Source organism: Tannerella sp. (assembly GCF_052170195.1).
Lineage (GTDB): Bacteria > Bacteroidota > Bacteroidia > Bacteroidales > Tannerellaceae > Tannerella.
In genome coordinates, this window is record NZ_JBQNAZ010000003.1 from 104979 (window position 1) to 129780 (window position 24802).

Below are 24802 nucleotides of genomic sequence, written 5' to 3' on the forward strand. Positions count from 1 at the left end.
TCCGGAGCGTAATTCGGGGCAAAATAGCATCCTTCTTGCGTAAGTTCTGATGAAGAGATGTGTTAAGATCGCTTTACCCAATGAATTCTGGTGTTTCTTTTATAAAAAAACACCCAAAAGATATTTGCATTTGAAAAAGAATCTTTTTATCTTTGCGGTGTTTAGGATGATAAGCTTTACCGGTGATAAGCAAAATGGAAACGAAGTACGGCAGATATAAAAATCGCAATCGGTATATATTATATGTACGCGAGGATGCAGATGGATTCTCCGCATACCGTATCTCTCCGTATATATGCACATCCGAAAGAGGAAAAAACCGTAAAAGACCGCACGAATCTCAAACTTTTTTGTCAGAAGGGCTTAACGGAACTGCGTGGTTGCTCTCAGAGTCATGCACGAAAGTAAAAATGCCTGCGTCCGTATGTAATAAAAATTACATACGGGAGAAAATAAATTTACATCCGTATGTAAGTTTACGCGCATCCGTATGTGGCGAAATTTATATACGGGAGAAAATTTACGCGCATCCGTATGTATGTAAAAACCGTAAAAACAAACCTCAATATTAATCCTATAAAAAACGTAAAAATCATGAAGTATAAATTAGTGCAGCGGAAAAACCCGCAAAAGCCCGCCGAACCGGGCAAGTGGTATCCTCAGGCAGTCAATGCCGGGAAAGTAACGGTTAAACAGATCGTAACCGATATAGCGGGGCGCTCCTCGCTCACCCGCGGAGATATTAACAACGTATTAGACAATTTCCTCGACCGGCTGCCTGCCTACTTGATGCTCGGACACAGCGTGCAACTCGGCAGCTTCGGGACCATTCGGTTGTCTGTCACCGGCGAAGGGGTAGACACGAAGGATAAGTATAATACAAAGAAAATGAACCCGCCCAAAGTTATTTTTACGCCGGGCGTAGACTTTAAGAATAACCTCGACGAAATCACCTTCGAACTCGTAACCGAGTAAGAGGATGCTTTTTGAAGAAGAAATGATAGTTAAATAGAAGATTTAGTTATTAAAAACAGAAATTATGAGTAAAAAATTAACAATTTTGTGGCTGATCTGCATAGCAATGTTTATGGCAGGCAGCGGAACCATGTGGGGGCAATACGGGGTGTTAGCTCCACAGAAGCATGTGCATAGCCATGAATGTAATGGCTCATGCGGAGACGCTCATTTGCCGTCGAAACCTGCTGAGATTTATTACACGGATTATTCCAATCAAAAAGAAGGTGTAAGCCTTAGACGTGATCATGCTCCTGGAACGGTCGATACCATTCGGTATGCTCAGGATGTTCAAGGTGAGTTCGGTGCCGGAGAATCTTCCAGAATTTCGCCTGCGCACCAGTTGCTTATTAATGCGGTGACTGCAATACCTTTTACAGGGGCAACGCACGATGCACCCGCCGGAATTCTGTTAGGTAGTCAGAATAGTAAAAACGTTGTAATCAAAACGTATTCCGGTGCCGGCTTTGCAATGGGATGGATGTCGGTGCTGAATGCATATCGGGCGAATGCCGCTATAATTAAACCTGCCGCGATTAACAGTTGGCAAGATGTAAAAAATATTCCGGGGCTGACTTACTATGATGAGCCTCATGCAATAGGGAATGGTTATAATATTTTTTCTTTTAACAAATATAATCGGCAAAAGTTTGTAATTAGTAATCAGCCTGGATACAGTCTAAATCCGTGGAACTCTCCAGACCCTACGGATTGGAGTGTGCTTGAGAACAATCTGAATGCGTGTGATGGTAGAAGGTATCGGAATCAAAATGTACCAAGTGCCGCTACTGGTCCTGCGATGGCTCCATGTCAGCGTTCCCTATTCGAGTTGCATTATTATCCGGAACCTAATGGAAAAGCGCGTATGTGGATTTATCATCATACAACCGATGGTGTCCCTTGTTTGACGGTGGGGCCTTCTGAGAAGCCTCGCTATTACTATACGAGCTCAATCAGCGATAAATATACGTTTACTTGGCCGGTAGAAACATTTGACGATAATGCTCTTACTTCTCTTGATTTCCCAATGGATGATGGTATTCCATTGGTTCAAATTAACGGGACAATGATGAAAAGTTCGACAGACTTGAGCAATCAAGTAAAGATGGCATCAGTAGTGGGGACAGAAGCGTATTCAATTGCAGCGAACAGTACAACCGATATGGGAGCCAATGCTGCGAATAGTGGCGCTGCAACAATGGCGAACTATAAGCGCCCGACAACTGTTCTTATCGAGAAAGGAGACAATGAAGCCGTACAGACATTCGACGAATTTACATATCGCGATATTAATTGGTGGTATACAACGGATACCGTTTATCCTCAACTCGGTTCTCAAAAAGTAGGTTCCAGTAGCTGTGGATCGGGAGAAATGACGTTTATCACAATTAGTCCCGAATGGCGTCGTCCGGCAGATCCGGTAAGAGGAAGTACCTTTATCGATGGCGCAATTGTGATTGCTGCAGGTGCGCATGTATGCGTTAAAAACAATGTCAAAGACGCAACCGCTGTTGCGGCAACTTCTAAAGTGGCTGCTAATCCGTTGGCTGATGAAAAGACGGATGCATTGTTGGTTCTGCCGAACGATGGTCGTTCTACTTTACGTGTAGGAGGAGATATCGACAGTATCAACATCGCGCATGATGCGACCCTTCCGTTTATACAAGCGAATAATCCTACTAACAAGTTCTATACGCAAGCAACTTTCCCGGTGAGTGCAACGAATATTTATTCTTATCCGGCCGGCGCATCTTTTGGAAATGGATTTACGTTTGCTCCGAACTCTTTGGGAGGATTTACGAATGCTGCCATCAATGTGAGTTTGCCCGCTCTTCCCGTTAATACCGAAGCCAGCGTATTAGGGGTTAATGGGAATTATAATTATAAAGCGAATAATGCCGAATGGCATACGAACCTTGTCCCGGGAGGAACTATGACTGATCATCCCGGTGTGATTGAAATCGGAACAAAAACAAGGGGATCTGGGCATATGCATATTTATTCGGGCGGTATGTTGAAGAACTTCGAGAGCTGTATAGTGAACAGTAGTTTCCCGATGCATTTGGGATGTCCTTCGAATTTAACGGGAGATGCGGCTGCCTCACAGTTTGTGCTTAATGGTACGCAACCGCTTCATATTATGAACTATGGTGTGGGACGTCCGGTAGTTGATGCATGTCTGGCCGACCTGTATTTTTACAAGGCTGCGACCGACAGTATTGCAAATGCCTTTACGAATGCTACGGATGATGGGATCATGCGTATACAGGCACTCAGTGATGCTGAGTTGAGAGCCGATGCTACGATTGATGCTACGCCAAGAGGAAATAATCTGTATATTTTATCCGAAGGAGGTAATGTAGTCACACAGAAGTTCAACTATAAGGGGGACCACAAGAATACGCTCGCTCAGGGATTGCTTACGCTTTGGGCGGAAGATCGTCAACCCGAACTTTTTGGAGGCTGTGCTAATGACTGGGCAACGAACCGCAACTCGAATCGTGGAAATGTTTATATTAATGATAGTATAAAGGTTAATCGTCCTGCGGCTCCGGCACCCGGAAATTTAAATACGGAAACGAATATGATTGCAGCCAATAATATCCGGACTGCTTCGTTTGAGTTTGAATCGCAAAATCAGGATCATGACACGACGAATATCATTTCGCGCAAAGGCGATATTTGGTTAGGCTACTCGATCGGCGCACAGGTATATGATGCAGTGGGCAATATAACAGCGAATACTTATAAATTCAGCGATAATAAGTTTACTTATAAGGTAAATGATGTTGCGAATGCAGGAGTACTGAATATCAAAGCCGGCTGGGATGAAACGGATAATGGCAAACGCTGGGAAGGCGGAAATATCTATTTCACGTCGATCAAAACTGAAATGATCGGCTCGGGTGCTTATCCGACGAATATTACAATTCCGTTCTCGAACGAATATTATTGTGGAAGCAGTGATCCGGTAACCGGTGATCTCCATGAGCGTAGAGGCGAAGCGATGCAACGTTACGAACATGCAGGTATCATCGGCGGAGTAGGCCGTTGCGGCAGGGAACAGGCTTGGAATGAATACGAAGGAAAATTCACCAATCCGATCGCGGAAAATCTGGCCGATCAGGTTATAGAACCGGCGTTAAAATATCAAGGCAATAACGGTGACCTGACGGTTGATGCCGGCCAGCGCGGTAATATCATTATGAATACCGGAACGGAAATTAATTTCCAAAACGACAAGGGAAGCGCATTCTTCCGCACACGCTTTGGCGATATCGACCTTCGCGGAAAAACGAATATACGTGGGCTGAAAGGCAATTTGTTGCTTCTTGCACAAACGGAAAATCTCAGCGACCTCTCGAAGGTAGGTCTGTGCGGTTGCGCCGAAGAACGCAATAACGTCTATGTACAAGATATGGCTTATACGCCGAACGACAGCGGAAGTATCTTTATCGCAGCAGACAATAACATCAAACTTAACTATGGCGGTCTGCAAAATAAGGGTACGCGCCACGATCCGTTCCTGAGCACGGATTACAATCCGGCTAATCCGGACGAAAAGATCGGAACAGACTATCCGTGCGGAACGGGCAAATATCATTGCGATATGGTAGACAATGAAAATCAGGCGCGTGAGCTTATACTTAACTTCTCCGATACCATGGGTATGGTTACCTCTTTCAATAAAGGCGGTTTTGCCGCTGTTGCATCCGACTATATTGATGTATATAAAAAGATGGAATATAAAGGTGGTCAGGGCGCAGGGATCGGATCCGTACCCGGTACAGGTACGCTGCACGGTGAAAACGTAGCCGGCTACGGGTTGTATATGAAAACTCAGGGCAATAAGAACAACTGGAATACGAATACTCTCAAGTATATACCCAAGTGTCCGATGGGTTGTGAGGGCGGATGCGATAAAGGAGATTTCCTGCATATGGTATCGCGTATGACATTCCATAGCGATGCTCGCATCTATGCGCATGATCAGAAAGTATATCTGGGCTCTCCGGTGATCGAAGTGTTCGGTGATCTGGAACTCAATACGAAAGAGAAGGATGGCACTCGCACGGAAATTGTGCTTCAAGCCGACAGTTTGATCTTGCACGACAGCTTGATCGTGAGCGGAGACAAACTGAAATATCGTTCGTGGAGCGGCGTCAATGGGGATAAACCGATCATGAAGTTCGGTTACAGCCGTCGTACTCCTCCGGTACAGGAATATAAGTATAAAGATATCGAATGCGCACCTTGCTACAGTTATATCCCGGGCAGTACGGACCCGAAACATATGCTCGATACGATTACGATCAAGTTCAAATACGGCGATACGTTTGTAGAACGTTTCAACACAGTAGTGTTCGACCATACGGTGCTGACGTTTGTGACCGACTCGTTCGACCATGTACAGGGACCTCCGATCTTGAATGCTCGCTTCTTTATCGATACACTTAAAGTCCGTAATCAGGTAGCCCTTTACGCGGATGCAAGACACGAACATGACGCTCACTTCGAATTGATCTCGGAAGAGCAGATGCAGTCTAAGAATTATGCTGGTGTGTATACACGACATTACCATATGGAACCGATTGGTGCTTGCGGTCGCAATTATAGTGAACTGTGGCTCTCGGACGACAAAGCGCTTGACGTGATCACGACCTCGACGTTCGGAGGGTTCGGCTACCAACACTCGGATGTGCATGTAGAAACAGAAGCACACCTGAACCCGGGCTTCACTTCGCTTCGTTTGCGCGGTCAGTGCTACGAGCAGAAGTGCGGAACGCTTAAGATGAAAGACCTTCGTCTTGACGGCGGTGCACAGCTTCATTTCTCGGTAGGTACGACGAAGGGTATCAACGGCGAATACAGCGATGCAATCGATGTAGATATGTTGACGACGTATGGTACGGTCGATGTAAATATCGAGGTTCGTCCGTGCGAAAGAATGGAGAACCGTTGCTATCCGATCATCTATTACAAATCGCAGACTCCGGGTAGCGTGAAGAACTTGAATCTTGTTCCGAAGAGAATGAAAATCAACGGTATGGAAGTTCCTCTTGCTCTTGATGTATCGCAAGAAGGAGTGGTTTATCTGTGTGTTGGTAATGCTGTAGTGCCTAAGACAGTTTACTCAGTAACGATTCCTTCGGTAGTGGGTGTAACGACAACGCCTCCGGCAGGTATCGCGTATACGCTAGGTCATTCGAACTTCGAATTCAGGGCGAAATATTCGACCGAGAAACCGTTCGTGGTACGTACAGACCGTATGTATAACGGATTGAAAGAAGTGCTTGAAGGCAAGAAAAACGCCAACGGCGAATATGAATATGTGATTACAGATGTTACGCAGCATATTGTGCTGACGTTCGGTCCGGACCATGTAGCAAATATGTCGATTGACGGTCCGGCCGTATGGTCGCATGGCGAAACGATTTACATCCGTGTAGAACGTGAGGATATCGCAAGCATTTACTCGGTAGCCGGTCAGTTGGTTAAGAGAATCGAACTGCCTGAAGGCGATACGCCGATCCCGATGCAACGCGGCGCGTATGTGGTAACACTCAAAGACGGCACGGTACATAAGGTTATTGTGAAATAACATTTATTGAGATCATAGCCATTTTGATGGTTTTAAATCCCCTTGTGCGGCATCCCCGTACAGGGGGATTTTTTGGTTATCAAAGCGGGAATGCTTACGTCTTTGTTGAGGCATAAGCATACGATGGATTGGATGAGTTACAAAATAAACTATCTTTGTCGTTTGGCCGGGAAGAGTGATTCGTTTTTACATATCCGGATTTCTGTTGAACGGGCAAACAGTATCAACAATTTAAAAATATCGTTTTATGAAAAAAACAATGTTATTAGCGCTGCTGTCGCTTTGCTTTGTGTGGACGGCTATGGCGCAGAATGGTATTTACGACATCACCGTCAAGGATGCCGAAGGGAAAGAGGTCTTACTGAAAGAGTACGAAGGCAAGGTGCTCTTGATTGTAAACACTGCAACGAGGTGCGGTTTTACACCTCAATACGAAGCGTTGGAAAAGCTTTATGAACAATACAAAGGGCAAGGCTTTGTCGTCCTCGACTTTCCCTGCAACCAGTTTGGCGAGCAGGCGCCGGGTACGATAGAAGAAATCAAAGACTTCTGCACCCTAAAGTACGGAACGAAATTCCCATTGTTTGAGAAGATCGAGGTGAATGGCGAAAACGAGTCGCCGCTCTATACGTATCTGAAGAGCCAAAAAGGCTTCGAAGGTTTTACCGGTTCGCGAGCCCATGCCATGAGTGCCCTGCTCGAGAAAAAAGACAAGGACTATGCAAGCAAGCCCGATATCAAATGGAACTTCACAAAGTTTCTGATCGATAAACAAGGGAATGTTGTAGCTCGCTTCGAGCCCACGGCTGGCATGGACGAGGTGGAGAAAGCCGTCCAAGCCTTGCTGTAAACAGTTTGAACGCATACCCTCAATGCTCCGCATTGGGCTGAACTAATGCATCCCTGCGGGGCTGTTTTCCAATTGTTAGTTGTTAATGGTTATTTGCCAGGTACATGATTCGACGTGTACCACACATAACAATGAACAATTGACCATTAACCATTATCATCGCTCGCACGGGGCACAAGGGCTGAAAGCCTGAATTAGTATCAGGTGTTAATGGTAAAGGGTATCTCAACGGTGGAATGATACGAATTTAATAGAGCGAGCCTGCATCTCTCGTTTTTGTCTGGCTTCATCACGCTTACTATCTTGCACACATTTTGCATATATACAAAAAAGAATTATCTTTGTGAAAAATAAAAAATAAAAAGTTATGTTAGCAGACACCAACCAAATCATCAAAGATGCCGAAACGAAAATGTCGTCGGCTATTCGCTATTTAGACGATGAGCTGGCACGCATTCGCGCCGGCAAGGCAAGCCCGCGTATTCTGGACAATGTCAAAGTCTCTTATTACGGCAGTATGGCGCCACTCGCTAATGTGTCGTCCATCACGACTCCCGACGCCAAAACGATCATTATCACCCCGTGGGAAAAACAGATGTTGAAGGAGATTGAGAAGGCGATTCTCTCGTCCGAAGTAGGCATTACCCCCGAGAATAACGGCGAAGTGATCCGCCTCGGTATTCCACCGCTCACCGAAGAGCGCCGCCGCTCACTCGCGAAGGGCGCCAAACAACATGCCGAAACGGCAAAGATCAGTATCCGTAATACGCGCAGGGATGTGATTGAGCTGCTCAAGAAAGCTGTTAAGGAAGGGGTGCCCGAAGATGCGGGGAAAGATGCCGAAGCGACTGTACAGAAGATTCACGATAAATACATCAAGCAAGTGGACGAACTGTACGCGGCGAAAGAAAAAGAAATCATGACCGTTTGATGCACGGCCTTGTCGTAAAGAATACCGGTAGTTGGTATACGGTTCATACCGACGATGGGCGATCTGTCGATTGTAAGATTAAAGGATCGTTTCGGCTGAAAGGCATTCGAAGTACGAATCCGGTCACCATCGGCGATCGGGTCGAAATCGAAGAGAACTGCGAAGGAAGCGCGTTTATTACGGCAATCGGCGACCGCCGAAATTATATGATCCGGCGGGCATCGAACCTGTCGAAGCAGTCGCATATTCTTGCGGCGAATATCGACTTGGCCTTGCTCGTCGTTACAATTCATTATCCGCAGACGACAACGACTTTTATCGATCGTTTCCTTGCCACCGCCGAGGCTTACGGGATTCCGGCCTTACTCGTCTTCAATAAAATAGACCGTTATGACGCCGACGAGCTTGAATATCTGGAAGGGCTGATGACGCTTTATCGTACCATCGGGTACGACTGCATGAAGCTTTGTGCTACGTCGGGCGAAGGAATCGATGCGTTGTCGGACAAGATCAGCAACAAGATTACGCTGCTGTCCGGGCACTCGGGTGTCGGGAAATCGACGATTATCAACAAGCTGCTGCCGCATGCCAAGCTCCGAACGAAAGATATCTCCGAGTATCACAAAGCGGGTGTTCACACCACGACGTTCTCCGAAATGATTCCGCTTCCGAACGGAGGCTATCTGATCGATACGCCCGGCATTAAAGGCTTCGGTACGATTGAGATGCAGGGGGTAGAAGTGGCGCATTATTTCCCCGAGATTTTCAAACATTCGGCCGACTGTCGGTTTAGCAACTGCACGCATACCAATGAGCCGGGCTGCGCGGTGCGCGAGGCCGTCGAAGCACATTACATCAGCCAGTCGCGCTATAAAAGTTACCTCAATATTCTCGAAGACAAAGACGGCACGAAATACCGTGAGGCCTATTGAGGATCGTTGCTCAGACGGCCGGCAGACTCATGCCCGTAATCTTGCGATACAGGTCGAGGGCGTAGACGTCCGTCATGCCCGAAATATAATCGAGCGCGCACTGTATCTTCCCGTATGTGGTAGGCGCTTTGATGTCATACTGACCTGGTATGCGGCTGAGGAGTAACCGGCTGTACGCGTGCTCAGGATGGAGCACGGCATCAATGACTGTCTCGAGCAGGTATCCGAAGATATGATAACCTGCCAGTTCCACGTCGACCACTTCATTCGCGACGTAAATTTTCCGATAAGCCACCTCCGAACACGCCTTATATGCCTTGCGCGCCTGTTCGTTGATACAGTCGATCAGCGGTGCATGGAAACTTCCGTCGAGCAATCCTTCCTCGTTTTCGATAAATACCTGCGTGCACTCGTCGACCAGCAGTCCGATGATGCACGAACGGAGGTAGGCGATCTGCTCGTTCGTGTCGTCTACCATGACCATCGTATGTTGGATATCATTCAGGCGTTTTCCTTCAAAAAAGCCGAGCAGCAGCCCGATGGCCTCTTCGCTTGTCAGCAGACGTAATTTGTGGGCGTCTTCGATATCCATAATCTGATAACAGATATCATCGGCGGCCTCGACCAGATAGACCAACGGATAGCGGACATAGGCGTCGGAAGCGTCGGGCTGTTTGGGGATGCCCAGCTCTTCGGCGATGCGGCAATACGTTTCTTCTTCGGTCTGGAAGAAGCCGAATTTTTGCTTCGCGGAAGCGTGTATCGAGGCATAAGGATATTTGACGATAGAAGCAAGTGTGCTGTATGTTAGGGCAAACCCGCCTTTTCGACGCCCGATAAACTGGTGCGTGAGCAAGCGTATGGCGTTGGCATTGCCTTCGAAGTGTACGAAGTCTTCCCATCGGCCGCTTTCGGCACGTACGAGGGCTTCGAGCTGCCGGCCCGCACCTTCGGAGAAGAATGCCGAGATAGCCCGCTCTCCCGAGTGCCCGAACGGAGGATTTCCCATGTCGTGCGCCAGACAGGCCGCTGAAACGATCGAGCCGATCTCTTGCAGGTTGGCGGCCTCTTCTCCGTATTTCTGCATCAGACGTGTTGCCACATTCGTGCCGAGCGATCGCCCGACGCATGATACTTCTAAGCTGTGCGTCAGTCGGTTGTGTACAAAGATGCTGCCGGGTAGAGGAAAGACCTGCGTCTTGTTTTGTAACCGCCGAAAAGGGGAGGAGAAGATCAGTCTATCATAATCGCGCTGAAAATTTGTCCGTTCATGCTTCCGTTCGTGGTAAGCCTCAATGCCGAGGCGCTTACCGGATATTAATTCGTTCCACTGCATACTTGTTCTGGTTTTAATCAACTCCGAAATCTGTCTTTACTTCTTTGCTTCGAGCATGCAAAAATAACATAATCCGAAGTATTTTCAGACAGATGTTGTTCGGAAAACAATCTTTTCAAGCAATGCAAATGATCAAAATTATCTTCTTTAAGCTCGCGCAGGGGGGAGAAAGCTTCTAAATTCAGCTCTTTTAACAGTAAACAAGTGATGACTGCCCTTAAAAGCGTTTTCTTTAACTCCGTGAGATTATAAAAGTCTCTAATGTTTTCTATTTTAAGCGTTAATAAGTGGCGAAGGCTCTCAAAAATGTATTCTTTGCACATTTGTAAGTCGGTAAGATGCTTGCTCAAATTTGAGGCAGGCCGGAACAAAGATGGTCGATGTTAAAAGACAAGTCTATGGGTGAGCTAAAAATGTGTGCGAATGTTAAAAATCAGAATGGAGGCGAAGCAAAAGCGGGAATGATTTCCGATGTGCTTTCGGATTGCTATGCGAAAGGGACGATAAATATCGGCCTGATAATTTTTTAAATCCCTCAATAATAAAATGACATTTTGTCATAAAAACAAGATTTTGTGCGTCTTAGATGAATTGTTAAAGATAAGACAAAATGACATAAGATTAAAAAATGAGTCTATCTTTGCGCGGTTTTTTTAATAGGTACATTTATAATCAATCAAAAAACGTATGAATAAACATCTATTTATGTTTGTGCTCTTTTTCTTAGGCACAAACGTGCTGCTGGCACAAAAGAAAGTGAGCGGCGTCGTGAAAGAAGCCGATACGAACGAGCCGCTGATCGGGGCGACCGTTGTGGTGAAAGGAACGACGAACGGTGTCATTACAGACTTGGACGGTCATTACACGATCGATGTGAATGCGAACGATGTATTGCAGTTCGCTTATGTGGGTCTTGAAACTCACGAAGAAACAGTAGGCGAACGTACGGTGATTAATGTGTCGCTAGCTTCTTCGTCCGTCAAAATTAACGAAGTGGTGGTTACGGCCATGGGTCTCGAGCGCAAAGCGAAGAGCTTGACCTACGCGACACAGCAAGTAGGAGGAGGCGAATTGACTCGTGCCAAGGAGACGAACCTGATCAACAGCTTGCAAGGTAAAACGGCAGGTTTGGTCATCACCCCCAATTCTACCGGTGCGGGCGGATCGTCTAAACTGTTGATCCGCGGAAACAAATCGGCGCAGGGTAACAACCAGCCGTTGATCGTAATTGACGGTATTCCGATGGCTAACTCGACAACGACACAGATGGAGGGCGAATATGGCGGACGTGACGGAGGAGACGCTCTGTCGAACCTTAACCCCGACGACATTGCGAGCATCAACGTCTTGAAAGGTGCTTCGGCTGCGGCTCTGTACGGAAGTATGGCGGCTAACGGCGTGGTGATGATTACCACCAAGAAAGGAGCTGCAGGAAGCATGCGTGTAGACGTATCAAGCAATACGACGTTCGAAACACCTTTAGATGCTCCGAAGCTGCAAAGCACGTATGGAGCAGTCGTATCAGGCTCAGGCGCGCTGGCGCAGGACAGCTGGGGCGAAAAAATCAGCGGCGAAGCCAAAGGAGCGAACCGTCTCGATGAATTCTTCCGCACAGGGATGACCTCGATCAACTCTGTATCAATCAGCGGAGGGTCGGAAAAGAACCAAAGCTACGTTTCGTATGCCAACACGTCGGCAAGCGGTATCATGCCGACCAATACGTTTACCCGCCACAACATGATGGCTAAAGAAACATTCAAGTTGTTTGACAATAAAGTAACGGTTAACGCCTCGCTGAATTATATCATCCAGAAAGGCCGGAACCGTCACGAACCGGGGCAATATCGCAACCCGTTGACCGGGCTCTATACGTTCCCTGCTAATGGTGACTTCCGTCAATACAAAAATGAATTTGAAAAGTACGACGAAGTGAAGGGTTATCCCGTTCAACAATGGTATCGCGAGGTAAATCAGGATTTCAGCGCCAATCCGTATTGGGTGCTGCACCGTAATCCCCATACCGAGAAACGCGACCGTATGATGGCTTCGGCAAGCATCCGCTACAATATTACCGACTACCTGAACATTCAGGGACGTTTGAACTACGACCGCATTGCCGATCTCTATGAACGGAAGATTTATGCTTCTACTTCGACTACTCTGCATAACGTAAACGGCGAATACCGTCAGGAACGTGACGACAGCCGCCAGTTTTACGGCGACTTGATGGCCAACTTCAACAAGACCTTCGATGCGTGGAGCGTGACAGCCTCGATCGGAACAAGCTTTACAGACCTTAAAGAGACAGGAGTCTCTTTAGCTACCAGTGGCGATGTCTATATTCCGAATTTCTTTCATCTTGCCAATGGCTCGAAGAACGGAGCCGGCAACAAACGCAATAAGACACAGAAGCGCCTCAATAGCGTGTTCGGTACGGCACAGATCGGATACAAAGACATGCTTTATCTGGACGTGACGGGACGTAACGATTGGTCGTCGACCCTCTCGTACACACCGAACGTATCGTACTTCTATCCGTCGTTCGGATTGACGGCGTTGATCAACGAGATGACTACTCTTCCCGAAGCATTCAACCTGTTGAAGGCACGCGCGTCGTACTCGATCGTCGGTAACGATGTGCCGGCTTATACTACAAATCCGACACATGAGTTTTCCAATGGATCTGTGAAGTTTAATACAGCGATTCCGTTCACCGAAATGAAACCCGAGAAGCTGAAATCGTTGGAGTTCGGATTTGACCTTTCAATGTTCGATAATCGTTTTGAGATGGACTTTACTTACTATAAGACGAACAATACGAATCAATACTTTGTTATGTCGGTTCCGGCAGCAACAGGATTTAGTAGATACTATTTCAATGCCGGCGATATTCAGAATTCCGGTTTCGAAACAACCATGAGCTGGAGACAACCTATCACAGCTGACCTCTCATGGAAAACTTCGTTCAATCTCTCGTACAACGACAACGTCATTAAGAAATTGGACAACCGCACAGGCATCAAAGAGTCAGACCGCTTGACTTATGTTTCTTTAGGAAGTATAATGGGGTATGATATGCGTCTTCTTGAGGGGGGATCATATGGCGATATTTATTCGAAAACAATACAACGTAAAGATGGGGTTATTACGGTAGATAAAGATGGTGTGCCACAATTTACGAATGACTTTGAGAAAGTTGGTAACGTCAATTCAAAATGGAATCTGGGCTGGAGCAATTCATTCAACTATAAAGATATGCAGCTTTACTTCCTCATCGACGGACGTATAGGAGGTAACTTTATCGATGCAACGCAAGCTGTGTTGGATACATACGGTGTATCCAAGAACTCAGCTGATGCGCGCGACAACGGTGGAGTCGATATCGGTAACGGAACGAAAGTGGATGCAGCAAAATTCTATCAGGCTGTTGGTTATAAAGGAGTAGGCGGGGGCTATTATGTGTATTCGGCCACGAACTTTCGCTTGCGTGAATTGTCGATCGGTTATGCTTTCCGCAATCTGCTGGGTGCCGGCAAAGACCTTGGCGTAAGCTTGATCGGGCGTAACTTGTTCTTCTTCTACAAAGATTCGCCATCCGATCCCGAAGTGTCGATGTCAACGTCAAACGGTTACTCCGGATCGAACTATTTCGCGCTGCCGGCTACACGCAGTTTTGGTATTAATTTGAAAGCAACATTCTAACATAAAGTAATCATATATATGAAAACAAATAATAAATTCAATCTGAAGAACGGTCTGCTGGCTGCCGCCATCATGGTGTTCGGCACAACGGCATGTACCAACAATTTTGAAGAACTCAATACGGATCCGATGGGACTGAATTCGTCGCAGATTCAGATGAAGTCGTTTATGCAAGAGGCTCAATTATCAATTTATTATAACCAGTCGAATGGAAACTGGGAATATCAATTGATGCAAAACCTTAATGCTGATTTGTATTCCGGTTATCTGGCCATCCCGACTCCTTTTGCATCGAATAATAATAATAGCCTATATTACATGGTAGATGGTTGGAACAACCTGAACCTTAGTTATGGTTTACTACATGTGATGAAACCTTGCGCAATGATTTTAAAAGCACAAACGGCTGACGATTATATTGCTATCGCCAAGATACTGAGAGTAGCGGGTGTATCTAAAGTTGTTGATACATACGGTCCTATTCCTTATTCCAAAGCAATGCAAGGAGGGTTGGTTGTTGAATATGATACAGAGGAGACGATTTATAAATCGTTCTTTGAAGATCTGGCGGATGCAACACAGCGACTGACTGCGTTTATCCAAAAGAACGGCGATGTAGCCAGTCGTCTGAGCTTCGACCTGATGTGCGGCAAAAGCCACACCACCTGGTTGCAGTTTGCCAATACGCTGCGTCTGCGTCTGGCTATGCGCGTGGTAAAAGTAGCACCCGATCTGGCAAAGAAAGAAGCCGAAGCAGCTGTAGCTAATCCTTACGGTCTATTGGAGAAAGTTAATATCGAAGTGAAGGACCAAAATACACGTAATCCGCTGATGGTGATCTGTCGCGATTATAACGACTGCAGCATCAGCGCTTCGTTTGAGTCAATCCTGAAGGGCTACAATGACCCCCGTCTGGTTAAAATGGCCTTGCCTGTAGGATGGATGGATAAGGGAGATATCAAAGACAAGAGTGGGAAAGAAACGAACTCGATCGGTAAAATCTACGGCGTTCGTAACGGTTTCGAAGTGCCGTCGGCCGGTGAATATAAAATGTATTCGATCCCGATGGTTAACACAGATGGCAAAGATCCCATGTCGACGGACTATCCGCTGCCGATTATGAAGCGTGCCGAGTCGTATTTCCTTCGTGCCGAAGGCGCATTGCGCGGATGGGCCATGAAAGGAACGGCCGAAGACTTCTATAAGGAAGGTGTTCGTGTTTCGTTCGATGATTATAAGGTCTCGGCCGATTATAATGCCTACATTGAGGGTACTACACTTGCTGCCGACTATGTAGATCCGCATAACCCGGCGTTGAACATGAAAGGAATGAACGACGTCCCTGTGAAATTTATGACCGACGGAACGAACGAGCAAAAGCTGCAACAGATTATCACGCAGAAGTGGATCGCCGGATTCCCTGAAGGATTGAACGCATGGAGCGAGTATCGTCGTACAGGCTATCCGAAGCTCTTCCCGATTGTCAACAATAGGAGTAAGTATCCTGAATTGACTACGTTGGGTATTCGTCGTCTGCCGTTCTGCCAAGATGAGAAAAATAACAACAAGGTGGGGTACGAATCGGGGCTAAAGATTCTTAGTGGACGAGGTGGAGATGAAATCTCTACGCGTCTCTGGTGGGATACCCCTGCAGGAAACTTCTAAAAGATTTTTGGAAGTGTCGGAAATAAGAGAGCTGTCTCAAAAGGAGGCGGCTCTCTTTTCGTTTCGGATAGATGGCCGAATCGGTTGTTGAGAACCGGTTGGTAGGAACTGGAAACATTGCTTAGTTTCCATATTTTCAAGTATGTTAACAGGTGGCAGGGTGAAATGATGGTGGCTGTATACCTCAAAAAAAGAGAGCACCCCCGGCAACGTGCCGACGATGCTTTCATCCTCTGTTTTATGTAAGCTGTGGAGGATGTTAACGTATAGGTTTACCTTCGAGAATGGCCTGCGTATCCGACGCGATCATATATTCTTCGTCGGTCGGGACAACAAGGACTTTCACCCGGCTCTCCGGTTTGCTGAGAACGATTTCACGGCCTCGCTCATTCTCGTTCTTTTTCGTGTCGAATTCGATGCCGAGAAACTCCATGTTTTCGCAAACCTCGGCACGTGTAGTCCATTGATTCTCGCCTACGCCACCGGTGAATACAAGGATGTCGAGCCCGCCCATCGCCGCCGCATACGCGCCGACATATTTTTTGATACGGTAATTATACATCTTGAGAGTCAGGATGGCACGCGGATCACCGTTATACATCGCACTTTCGATATCGCGCATATCGGACGACATTTCCGAGAATCCGGCTACCCCACTCTTCTTATTGATCAGGGTTGACAGCCCTTCGGCATCAAGCCCTTCCTTATTCATGATAAACGAAAGCGCTCCGGCATCGACGTCGCCGCAACGCGTACCCATCATCAAACCTTCGGTTGGGGTCATTCCCATCGATGTATCGATTGACTTACCGTTCTTAACGGCCGTGATGGAGCCGCCGTTGCCGATATGTGCCGTAATGATGCGCTGGGTTTCGTAAGGTACGCCGAGGATCTCGCAGGCACGACGCGAAACGTATCGATGGCTCGTTCCGTGAAAGCCGTAGCGACGCACACCGTATTCCGTGTACATGCGGTACGGCAGGGCGTACATATAGGCATAATCGGGCATCGTCTGGTGGAAAGCGGTGTCGAATACTGCCACTTGCGGGGTGCCCGGGAGGATTTTCTCCATCGCTTCGATACCGAGCAGATTCGCCGGGTTATGGAGCGGAGCAAGAGCGGAACATTCTACCACTTTCGCAAGCAGCTCTTTGGTGATTAATACACTCGAAGCAAACTCTTCTGCTCCGTGCACGACACGGTGACCCACGGCGTCAATCTCCTTGAAGCTCTGAATGCACCCATAAGTAGCATCCGTTAATGTATTCAGGATAAATTCGATCCCTACCTCATGGTCGGGAATGTCTTTTTCGAGTACGACTTTCTCTCCGTTCTTGTCCGTAAACTTCAGGAATGAACCTTCGAGACCTACTTTTTCGAGTCCTCCCTGTGCCATTACCTCGCCGGAGGTCATGTCGAAGAGCTTATATTTGATCGAACTGCTGCCGCAATTCAGCACTAATGTTTTCATACGCCTTTCTCCTTCTTTTGTGCGATGGCCTGATTGCACGAAATCGCCGCCATGTAATACAAATCATCAACTGAGCAGCCGCGCGACAAGTCGTTGACTGGCGCTGCCATACCCTGTAAAATCGGTCCGACGGCCTGTGCACCGCCCAAACGCTGTACGAGCTTGTACCCGATATTGCCAACTTCGAGCGACGGAAACACAAGCACATTGGCTTTTCCGGCTACCTCGCTGCCCGGCGCTTTATGTGCACCCACTGCCGGAACGAGTGCCGCATCGGCCTGTAGTTCTCCGTCGATCTTCAGTGTCGGCTCCATCTCCTTGGCCAGCCTTGTCGCCTCAACGACCTTGTCGACCATCTCGTGCGAGGCGCTGCCTTTCGTCGAGAAGCTCAGCATCGCGACGGTCGGTTCTACACCGGCCATGGCACGTGCCGTCTGCGCCGAAGAAATCGCGATCTGTGCCAGCTCCTGCGCTGTCGGATTCGGAATTACCGCGCAATCGGCGAAGATCAGCAGACCATCCTTTCCGTACGACGAATCATTTACAAACATCAGATAAGCTCCCGATACGCAATTGATACCGGGAATTGTGCGGATAATCTGTAGTGCCGGACGAAGCACATCGCCCGTCGTATTGCGGGCTCCCGCAATTTCACCATCCGCATCGCCTGCCTTGATCATCAGGCAACCGAGGTATAACGGATTCTCAACTAATTGAGCCGCTTTTTCGGGTGTCATCCCTTTGGCCCGACGCAATTCGAGCAGCAAGTCGGCATATTCTTGTTTCTTCGCATGATTCTTCGGGTCGACGATGGTCGCCTTATCAATATGTTTCAGTCCGAAATCACCGGCTAACCGGTTAATCTCTGTCGGCAAGCCGATCAGGATAATGTCTGCTACTCCGTCGGCAATCAGGCGGTCGGCGGCTTTCAATGTACGTTCTTCCGTTCCTTCCGGAAGCACAATGCGTTGCCTGTTTGCCCGGGCACGCTCTACGATACTTTGAATTAAATCCATGGAATAAATACTTCTTTATATTATTATGTTACGTAAGTTCTTCTATGATATGTGTATTATTTTGCTACAAATGTACTAAAAATTGCAAAGTAGAGTTTGCAAAAAGAGAATTATTTATGGAACGGCCCTAAATTCAATTTATTTAACACACTAAATATCCTTGTCGCCCGACAAGATTTGCTGTAAATCTTCGGCAGAGAGGTTGATGCTGATCTTTCCGTTATGCGCTACGGATATGCTCCCTCGCTCTTCGGAAACGATAATGACAATGGCATCCGTTTCTTTCGACATTCCCACGCCGGAACGATGGCGGAGCCCCATTTCTTTCGACAGTTTCAAGCTCTGTACGACGGGAAGAATGCAACCGGCCGCTCTGATTTTTCCGTCTCCGATAATCATGGCGCCATCGTGCAGCGGACTGTTCTTGAAAAAGATGTTTTCGATCAGGCGCGTATTGACATCGGCTGTGAAGATTTCGCCGGTATGGATATACGCAGATAAATCCATCTCGCGCTGGACCACGATCAACGCCCCCGTTTTTTTGCGTGCCAGATTCATACACGCCAATACAACCGGGGTAATATATTTTTGCTGCTCTTCTGTTTCCGTATCTTTTCTGGAGAATATTTTTGCAAGAAACTTCCATCCGCGGTTCGAACCGAGTGCGACCAGAAAGCGACGGATATCATCCTGAAAAAGAATAACCAATACCAGAAAACCGACACTGATAAACTTATCGAGGATGGCGCCCATGAGTCGCATCTCCAGTACCTGAGAAACCAGTACCCAGACGATGACCACCGATACGATTCCGCTGAAGACCGTAAGCGTCCCTGAGCTTTTCATCAGCTTATAAATCTGGTATGTAAAGAACGCTACCAGCAAGACGTCTAACGCGTCTTTAATTCCGAAAGAGACCCACATAGTGTTTGATTAAGACGGCATGAGTTGTTTTACGATTTCTATGGCTTCGGCAGCAGCCTTCACATCGTGCACGCGCAGGATGTCGGCGCCGTTCAGGAGGGCATACGTATTCAACACAGTCGTGCCATTCAGACTGTTCTCCGGAGTTGTATTCAATAATTTATATATCATGCTTTTTCGAGATATCCCGACCAGTAGAGGCGTGTCAAAATGGAGCGAAAATTCAGCGAGCGATCGCATCAGTTCATAGTTTTGTTCGAGAGTTTTGGCAAATCCGAAACCGGGATCGAGAATCACGTCGTTCACTCCCAACTGTCGGAGCATCCTGACTTTTTGAGCAAAATAAAGCATGATTTCTTCCATCAGATCGTCATAGTCCGTTTGCTGTTGCATGGTCTGAGGGGTCCCGCGCATGTGCATCAGAATGTATGGCACCTGAAGTGACGTGACCGTTCCGAACATCTGCGGATCGAGCATACCGCCCGAGATATCATTGATCATGGCCGCCCCGTATTCTTCGACAGCGCGCCGCGCAATCGCCGCGCGAAACGTATCGACCGAAACGGGAACATCGGGATAATCCTTCTGCATCCGCTTCAGAGCGGGTTCAATCCGTTGCCATTCGTCCTCCTCTGTAACCTCAGCCGCATCCGGACGAGACGAATATCCTCCGATGTCGACGATTATTCCGCCTTCGGACAGGATCGTCTCGATGCGCTGTGCTACGGCGGCCTCGTCTGCCTGACGGCTTCCTGCATAAAACGAATCGGGCGTCACGTTCAGAATCCCCATGACAACCGGCGACTTTAACGATAACAACCGTCCGTTCAAATTGATTGATTTCTCCTTCATTCAGGCTTCCTTTTTCAAAAGTTTCCCCACAAAAGTACGGAAATAATATTACTTTTGCGTGATAATTGAACAGGAAGATGAATTTAGATGATTTATACGCTCTTTTCCGAAAACACCCTTGCGTCACGACCGATAGTCGGAATTGTCCTCCGGGCTCCCTCTTCTTTGCGTTGAAGGGTGATACCTTCGACGGGAACCGTTTTGCAGCACAGGCTTTGGAGTCGGGATGCGCTTATGCCATCGTCGATAATCCGGCCGAGCAGATGAGCGACCGAATGATTTTAACGGATAGCGTACTCGATACCCTGCAACGCCTTGCAACGCTTCATCGCCGAAAGCTCGGGACCCCCATCATCGGTATTACCGGAACAAACGGCAAAACAACGACGAAAGAATTGCTCGCCGCGGTACTTTCGGAAAAATACAAGACGCTTCATACACTCGGGAATTATAATAATCATATCGGTGTGCCGCTTACCTTGCTTCGCCTTACGGACGAACATGATGTGGCCGTGATTGAGATGGGCGCGAATCACCCGGGCGAAATACGTGCGTTGACACAGCTTGTACAGCCGGATTACGGCTTGATTACGAACGTCGGGCAAGCACACCTCGAAGGTTTCGGCTCGTTCGAAAATGTCGTGCGAACAAAAGGCGAACTGTACGACTTCATGCGTGCGGGAAGCAAAAATATCTTTATTCATCAGGAGAACGAATGGTTGCAGGGAATAGCGCACGGACTGGATAAAATCGCTTACGGTCGCGAAATGCACGATGACACATTCGTGGCGGGACGAGTGATCGTGAGTCATCCGTTCCTCTCATTTCAATGGTGGCAGAAGGACGGATATTTACATACCGTCAACACGCAGCTGGTGGGTGATTATAACTTGTGGAACGCATTAGCGGCTATCGCTGCCGGACGTACGTTCGATGTGCCTGCGGAGAAAATCAATCGGGCGATTGCCGGATATGCGCCGACAAACAACCGATCGCAGTGGAAGAAGACAGCGCACAATACCCTGATTATCGATGCGTATAACGCCAATCCGAGCAGCATGCGCGTGGCGCTTGAAAACTTTGCCGCATGGGATGTTGCTCCCAAAGCCGTTATCCTCGGTGATATGCGTGAACTGGGTAAAGAAAGTCAGGCATTGCATGCCGATGTGATCGAACAGCTGAAAGCCTGTCACTTCGACAAAGTGTTTCTTTGTGGCGAACAGTTTATGACCGCCGGCGGGAAGAAGTATGACGGTTTTCCATCGGTCGAAGCGTTGGAGGCTTACCTTACAACTAATCCATTATGCGGTTATCATATTCTGATTAAAGGCTCTCACGGGATGCATCTCGAAAAAATCGTCGGGCGATTGTAGGTATAGAAATCTGACCGGTCGACTTGCAAACGATGGTCGGTTCGGTATGACAAAACATCACCGGAAAACATATCCGGCAATGGCTGCACATGCTTCGGCATCGGCCAGAGCATGATGATGCCGCTTCAGGTTAAAACCGCAAGCTTGGGCAACCGTGTGCAACTGATGATTGGGAAGTTCGGGCCACGCCTTCCGCGATGCACGGCAGGTACAATGGAATATGTAGTCGGGATAATCCATGCCGTACACACGAAACACAGCTTTCAGACAACCCTCGTCGAAAGAGGAGTTGTGTGCGACGAGCGGTAATCCCTCGATGTGCGGTGCGATCTGCCGCCAGATAAACGGAAAGACCGGTGCCGTATCGGTATCTGTCGCTTTCAGTCCGTGTATTCTTGTGTTCCAGTACTGATAGTAATTCGGTTCCGGCTGAACCAAATGATAAAACGAATCGGTCATTCGTCCGTCTCGCACAATCACCACCCCGATACTGCATATACTGCTCCGGTGTTCATTGGCTGTTTCCACGTCAATCGCTGCAAAATTATTCATGCTTTTTTCTCTTATCCGAAATCAACGAAACTCTTCGGTTGCCCTACTACTGAATTTTCCGACAAAGGTAGTAAACAGCCTCCGGAATATAGCGACTCAAGTCAACTGAAACTAATGGTTTGCAAGTGAATTGTCGGATTTTTACCTTCTGTTCGATAATATTAAAAGTATTTTTCGCCTGATGCTCGACGACGAAAATATCCAAAAATAATTGTATGTTATAAAACATGTTTTTATCTTTGCGGCTTCATCCTGAAAAAAAGCGTTTTTTTGGATTTTAATAGGCAATAGATTTTTTAGGTAAAACAGATTGATTTAGGTTATGAAAAAAGTAGTATGTACAATAGTCGCTGTGTTGAGTATATCCGCAGCAAGTTATGCAAAAGACGCAGCAAGTTATGCAAGTTGGAACTTTGACGTCAATATGAACCAACTGAGCCATTATCTGCAATTATCTTCCGGACAGGCTGATGAAGTGTCCGATATCTGCGTTCATTTTACGGATCAGATGAGATCAGCTTCTTTCTCGTCACAAAAAAACCGAAAGGAAAAGTTTCAGAAAGCCGTCTATGCAAATTTGAAATTAATGAAGTCTACTTTGACGGAAGAGCAGTATCGGAAGTATGTTCGACTGTTGAATGTGACCATGCAAAACAATGGAGTGACATTCTGATCTCCGTTTGTTTATACAAGATTGAAACTTTCGTTCACGGATGTTGAACGGAAGTTTTTTTATGGTCGGATGCTCGAAATCACCTATCTTTGCGGCGCCTGTTTTAGTAAGAGCAACTCTATAATGGACTTCTATAATGAACGAAGTACAAACGTTTCATCGTATCATGATCCGGTTGATTAAATGCAGTATCGTTTTGATCCTGTATTTCTTCCATACGTCCGGAACATTCGCTCAACAGATGTTTCGTCCTGTATCGCTTGAGGTCGTTTCTGCCTCACGCCGCTCTCCGGCCGACGACACCCTGTCTTTCATGATCCGGAAAGAACGAAAAACATTCTTCGACCGTCAGGCGGTCAGAATCGGATTGGCTCCGGCGATATTTTTCACAGCCTCGGCGCTCACGTGGGGAGAGCGGGAAAGCATCCGGAGCAAACGAAATCGCTACATCCCCGGTTTCAGGAATGTCTTCGACGATTATATGCAATACGCTCCGGCAGCGGCTGTTTACGGCATGAAACTTGCAAAAGTACGAGGGCGCAATAGCATGCCGCGCACCCTCCTTTCTCACGGTACAAGTCTGGTTATTATGGGTGCAATCGTCAATTCCATCAAATATACGGCTCAGGTGGAGCGGCCTGACGGATCGACACGAAATTCATTCCCTTCGGGACATACAGCCATGGCGTTTACAAATGCAACCTTCATGCACAAGGAATACGGGATCGTCAACCCGCTGTACAGCATCGCAGGATATTCGGGGGCGACTTTTACAGCTTTGGGACGCAGCCTGAATAACAGACATTGGATGCCCGATATACTGGCCGGTGCGGGAATCGGGATTTTATCGACTCAGCTCGGCTATTTTTTTATCGACAAACTATATGGAAACGAAGGGGATCATATCGGGCTGTTGTCTCGTGTCGAAGGAAACGGTCATCCTTCGTATCTCTCGGTCAAGTTAGGCAATGCCACAGCGATGCGCAACCTGATGGGGCTGCTGGAGAATGGGGCACGCACCAAACTTGGCTTTGAAAGCGGATTTGAAGGGGCATGGTTCATTGGCCAGCATTGGGGGATAGGAGGCGAATTTGCTTTTATGAGCTTTCCGGTCAGCCCATCGGATTTGCTGGACGAAGATTCTCCCGAGCTGGGCAAGGTAAAGCTAAAAACCGAATCCATCGGCACGCTAAACCTCGGCATAGGCCCTCATTATGCTCTCGGACTGGGGCATCAATGGCTGTTTATGGCTAAGGCCGAGACCGGATTGGCCTTCGGGGCAAAAGGAAAAATGCTTTATGAAATAGAAAAAGAGTATCCCGGAATAGAGAGAGAAGCAGAGATGTTTTCCTATAAACCTCATACGGCTTGGAGAGGATGTGTCGGTTCATCGATCACCTACAAATTTCATGATGAGCTGGGGCTTTCGTTTTATGCCAATTATAATTATTCGAGGCCAACAATCCGTTTCAATCTCAGTGAGAGTTTGAGGGAAACGGAAGATGAGAATCTCAGGATTGAAGCCGAGCAAACGTTCGACTATTTAGGTATCGGCCTGCGGCTCACTGCCTTTTTCTGAAAACAAAAAAACAGCGTCATTTTTCTGTGTGGAGGAGTAATTGTTCCTGCTTTTTCGTATCTTTGCGGCGGAATTGAGCGGCTGTGGTGTAATTGGTAGCCACGTCAGACTTAGGATCTGATGCTTCACGGCGTGGGGGTTCGAGTCCCTTCAGCCGCACCGACGAAAGGGTGTGTCAAAACGCAATGTTTGGGCACACCGCTTTTTTTTATCCCTTTCGTTTCCGGGTTGTTTATCCCGCATTTCCCGCGTATTGGAAAGACGGGAAATTGATCGACGATAAACCGGTCGATTGGGATTGTCTTTCTTCCGTTGTCTCATTGAAACAAA

General features: G+C 47.4%; 17 protein-coding genes and 1 tRNA gene. 12 read left to right on the forward strand and 6 right to left on the reverse strand.

Features of this window, described 5'->3' with window-relative positions; all coding sequences use genetic code 11:
* The first annotated feature begins 594 nt into the window (after positions 1-594).
* The 5 genes from ACTTKA_RS01735 (at position 595) to rsgA (ending at position 9329) form a co-directional block, all read left to right on the forward strand.
* On the forward strand, positions 595-975 hold the full coding sequence (locus tag ACTTKA_RS01735; RefSeq protein ID WP_442723730.1) for an HU family DNA-binding protein: 381 nt from the start codon (positions 595-597) through the stop codon (positions 973-975).
* 64 nt (positions 976-1039) lie between these two features.
* A complete protein-coding gene (locus tag ACTTKA_RS01740; protein ID WP_442723731.1) occupies positions 1040-6616 on the forward strand; it encodes a hypothetical protein in 5577 nt (1858 codons plus the stop codon).
* Positions 6617-6863: 247 nt separating this feature from the next.
* Complete coding sequence (locus tag ACTTKA_RS01745; RefSeq protein WP_442723732.1) at positions 6864-7466, forward strand: glutathione peroxidase; 603 nt, start codon at positions 6864-6866, stop codon at positions 7464-7466.
* Between the two features lie 367 nt (positions 7467-7833).
* Positions 7834-8397: a ribosome recycling factor gene (gene frr, locus ACTTKA_RS01750; RefSeq protein ID WP_442714649.1), complete on the forward strand. Its 564-nt coding sequence runs from the start codon at positions 7834-7836 to the stop codon at positions 8395-8397.
* Positions 8397-9329, forward strand: coding sequence for a ribosome small subunit-dependent GTPase A (rsgA, locus tag ACTTKA_RS01755; RefSeq protein WP_442714650.1), 933 nt, complete (start codon positions 8397-8399; stop codon positions 9327-9329). The genes frr and rsgA overlap by 1 nt, the downstream gene beginning before the upstream one ends.
* A 10-nt stretch (positions 9330-9339) precedes the next feature.
* Here rsgA and dgt read toward each other — a convergent pair whose 3' ends face one another.
* A complete protein-coding gene (dgt, locus tag ACTTKA_RS01760; RefSeq protein ID WP_442723733.1) occupies positions 9340-10665 on the reverse strand; it encodes a dGTP triphosphohydrolase in 1326 nt (441 codons plus the stop codon).
* Between the two features lie 380 nt (positions 10666-11045).
* On the opposite strand from dgt, the gene ACTTKA_RS01765 reads away from it, so the two are divergent.
* From ACTTKA_RS01765 to ACTTKA_RS01775, 3 genes are all read left to right on the forward strand, one after another.
* Positions 11046-11195: a hypothetical protein gene (locus tag ACTTKA_RS01765; protein ID WP_442723734.1), complete on the forward strand. Its 150-nt coding sequence runs from the start codon at positions 11046-11048 to the stop codon at positions 11193-11195.
* Positions 11196-11352: 157 nt separating this feature from the next.
* Positions 11353-14367 carry a SusC/RagA family TonB-linked outer membrane protein gene (locus ACTTKA_RS01770; RefSeq protein ID WP_442723735.1) on the forward strand — a complete coding sequence of 1005 codons (3015 nt, stop codon included), beginning with the start codon at positions 11353-11355 and terminating at the stop codon, positions 14365-14367.
* An 18-nt stretch (positions 14368-14385) separates the two neighbouring features.
* On the forward strand, positions 14386-16032 hold the full coding sequence (locus ACTTKA_RS01775) for a SusD/RagB family nutrient-binding outer membrane lipoprotein (RefSeq protein ID WP_442714653.1): 1647 nt from the start codon (positions 14386-14388) through the stop codon (positions 16030-16032).
* Positions 16033-16291: 259 nt separating this feature from the next.
* Here ACTTKA_RS01775 and ACTTKA_RS01780 read toward each other — a convergent pair whose 3' ends face one another.
* The 4 genes from ACTTKA_RS01780 to folP form a co-directional block, all read right to left on the reverse strand.
* Entirely contained in the window at positions 16292-17503 is a 1212-nt protein-coding gene (locus ACTTKA_RS01780; protein ID WP_442723736.1) for an acetate kinase, read from the reverse strand.
* Entirely contained in the window at positions 17500-18519 is a 1020-nt protein-coding gene (gene pta, locus ACTTKA_RS01785; protein ID WP_442723737.1) for a phosphate acetyltransferase, read from the reverse strand. The genes ACTTKA_RS01780 and pta overlap by 4 nt, the downstream gene beginning before the upstream one ends.
* A 150-nt stretch (positions 18520-18669) precedes the next feature.
* On the reverse strand, positions 18670-19443 hold the full coding sequence (gene cdaA / locus ACTTKA_RS01790; protein WP_442723738.1) for a diadenylate cyclase CdaA: 774 nt from the start codon (positions 19441-19443) through the stop codon (positions 18670-18672).
* A 9-nt stretch (positions 19444-19452) separates the two neighbouring features.
* Positions 19453-20295: a dihydropteroate synthase gene (folP, locus tag ACTTKA_RS01795; RefSeq protein WP_442723739.1), complete on the reverse strand. Its 843-nt coding sequence runs from the start codon at positions 20293-20295 to the stop codon at positions 19453-19455.
* A gap of 77 nt (positions 20296-20372) precedes the next feature.
* Between folP and ACTTKA_RS01800 the strand changes: the two genes are divergently transcribed.
* A complete protein-coding gene (locus tag ACTTKA_RS01800; RefSeq protein WP_442723740.1) occupies positions 20373-21668 on the forward strand; it encodes a UDP-N-acetylmuramoyl-tripeptide--D-alanyl-D-alanine ligase in 1296 nt (431 codons plus the stop codon).
* Positions 21669-21725: 57 nt separating this feature from the next.
* Here the strand turns inward: ACTTKA_RS01800 and ACTTKA_RS01805 are convergent, their stop codons facing one another.
* The gene (locus ACTTKA_RS01805; RefSeq protein ID WP_442723741.1) at positions 21726-22220 is read right to left on the reverse strand and encodes a 3'-5' exonuclease; all 495 of its coding nucleotides are present in this window, start codon (positions 22218-22220) and stop codon (positions 21726-21728) included.
* A gap of 322 nt (positions 22221-22542) precedes the next feature.
* Between ACTTKA_RS01805 and ACTTKA_RS01810 the strand changes: the two genes are divergently transcribed.
* The 3 genes from ACTTKA_RS01810 to ACTTKA_RS01820 all read left to right on the forward strand — a co-directional run bounded on the left by ACTTKA_RS01810 (position 22543) and on the right by ACTTKA_RS01820 (position 24631).
* Positions 22543-22893 (forward strand): hypothetical protein, encoded by a 351-nt coding sequence (locus ACTTKA_RS01810; protein WP_442723742.1) that lies wholly within the window; start codon positions 22543-22545, stop codon positions 22891-22893.
* A 136-nt stretch (positions 22894-23029) separates the two neighbouring features.
* Positions 23030-24472 carry a phosphatase PAP2 family protein gene (locus ACTTKA_RS01815; RefSeq protein WP_442723743.1) on the forward strand — a complete coding sequence of 481 codons (1443 nt, stop codon included), beginning with the start codon at positions 23030-23032 and terminating at the stop codon, positions 24470-24472.
* A gap of 77 nt (positions 24473-24549) precedes the next feature.
* Positions 24550-24631, forward strand: a tRNA-Leu gene (locus ACTTKA_RS01820).
* Positions 24632-24802: the final 171 nt, after the last annotated feature.

Coding starts and splice junctions, on each gene's coding strand:
- cdaA (WP_442723738.1), bottom strand. CDS start 19,443: ATGTGGGTCTCTTTCGGAATTAAAGACGCGTTAGACGTCTTGCTGGTA.
- ACTTKA_RS01745 (WP_442723732.1), top strand. CDS start 6,864: ATGAAAAAAACAATGTTATTAGCGCTGCTGTCGCTTTGCTTTGTGTGG.
- folP (WP_442723739.1), bottom strand. CDS start 20,295: ATGAAGGAGAAATCAATCAATTTGAACGGACGGTTGTTATCGTTAAAG.
- ACTTKA_RS01740 (WP_442723731.1), top strand. CDS start 1,040: ATGAGTAAAAAATTAACAATTTTGTGGCTGATCTGCATAGCAATGTTT.
- ACTTKA_RS01735 (WP_442723730.1), top strand. CDS start 595: ATGAAGTATAAATTAGTGCAGCGGAAAAACCCGCAAAAGCCCGCCGAA.
- ACTTKA_RS01770 (WP_442723735.1), top strand. CDS start 11,353: ATGAATAAACATCTATTTATGTTTGTGCTCTTTTTCTTAGGCACAAAC.
- ACTTKA_RS01775 (WP_442714653.1), top strand. CDS start 14,386: ATGAAAACAAATAATAAATTCAATCTGAAGAACGGTCTGCTGGCTGCC.
- dgt (WP_442723733.1), bottom strand. CDS start 10,665: ATGCAGTGGAACGAATTAATATCCGGTAAGCGCCTCGGCATTGAGGCT.
- pta (WP_442723737.1), bottom strand. CDS start 18,519: ATGGATTTAATTCAAAGTATCGTAGAGCGTGCCCGGGCAAACAGGCAA.
- ACTTKA_RS01805 (WP_442723741.1), bottom strand. CDS start 22,220: ATGAATAATTTTGCAGCGATTGACGTGGAAACAGCCAATGAACACCGG.
- frr (WP_442714649.1), top strand. CDS start 7,834: ATGTTAGCAGACACCAACCAAATCATCAAAGATGCCGAAACGAAAATG.
- ACTTKA_RS01810 (WP_442723742.1), top strand. CDS start 22,543: ATGAAAAAAGTAGTATGTACAATAGTCGCTGTGTTGAGTATATCCGCA.
- ACTTKA_RS01765 (WP_442723734.1), top strand. CDS start 11,046: ATGTTAAAAGACAAGTCTATGGGTGAGCTAAAAATGTGTGCGAATGTT.
- ACTTKA_RS01815 (WP_442723743.1), top strand. CDS start 23,030: ATGAACGAAGTACAAACGTTTCATCGTATCATGATCCGGTTGATTAAA.
- rsgA (WP_442714650.1), top strand. CDS start 8,397: ATGCACGGCCTTGTCGTAAAGAATACCGGTAGTTGGTATACGGTTCAT.
- ACTTKA_RS01780 (WP_442723736.1), bottom strand. CDS start 17,503: ATGAAAACATTAGTGCTGAATTGCGGCAGCAGTTCGATCAAATATAAG.
- ACTTKA_RS01800 (WP_442723740.1), top strand. CDS start 20,373: ATGAATTTAGATGATTTATACGCTCTTTTCCGAAAACACCCTTGCGTC.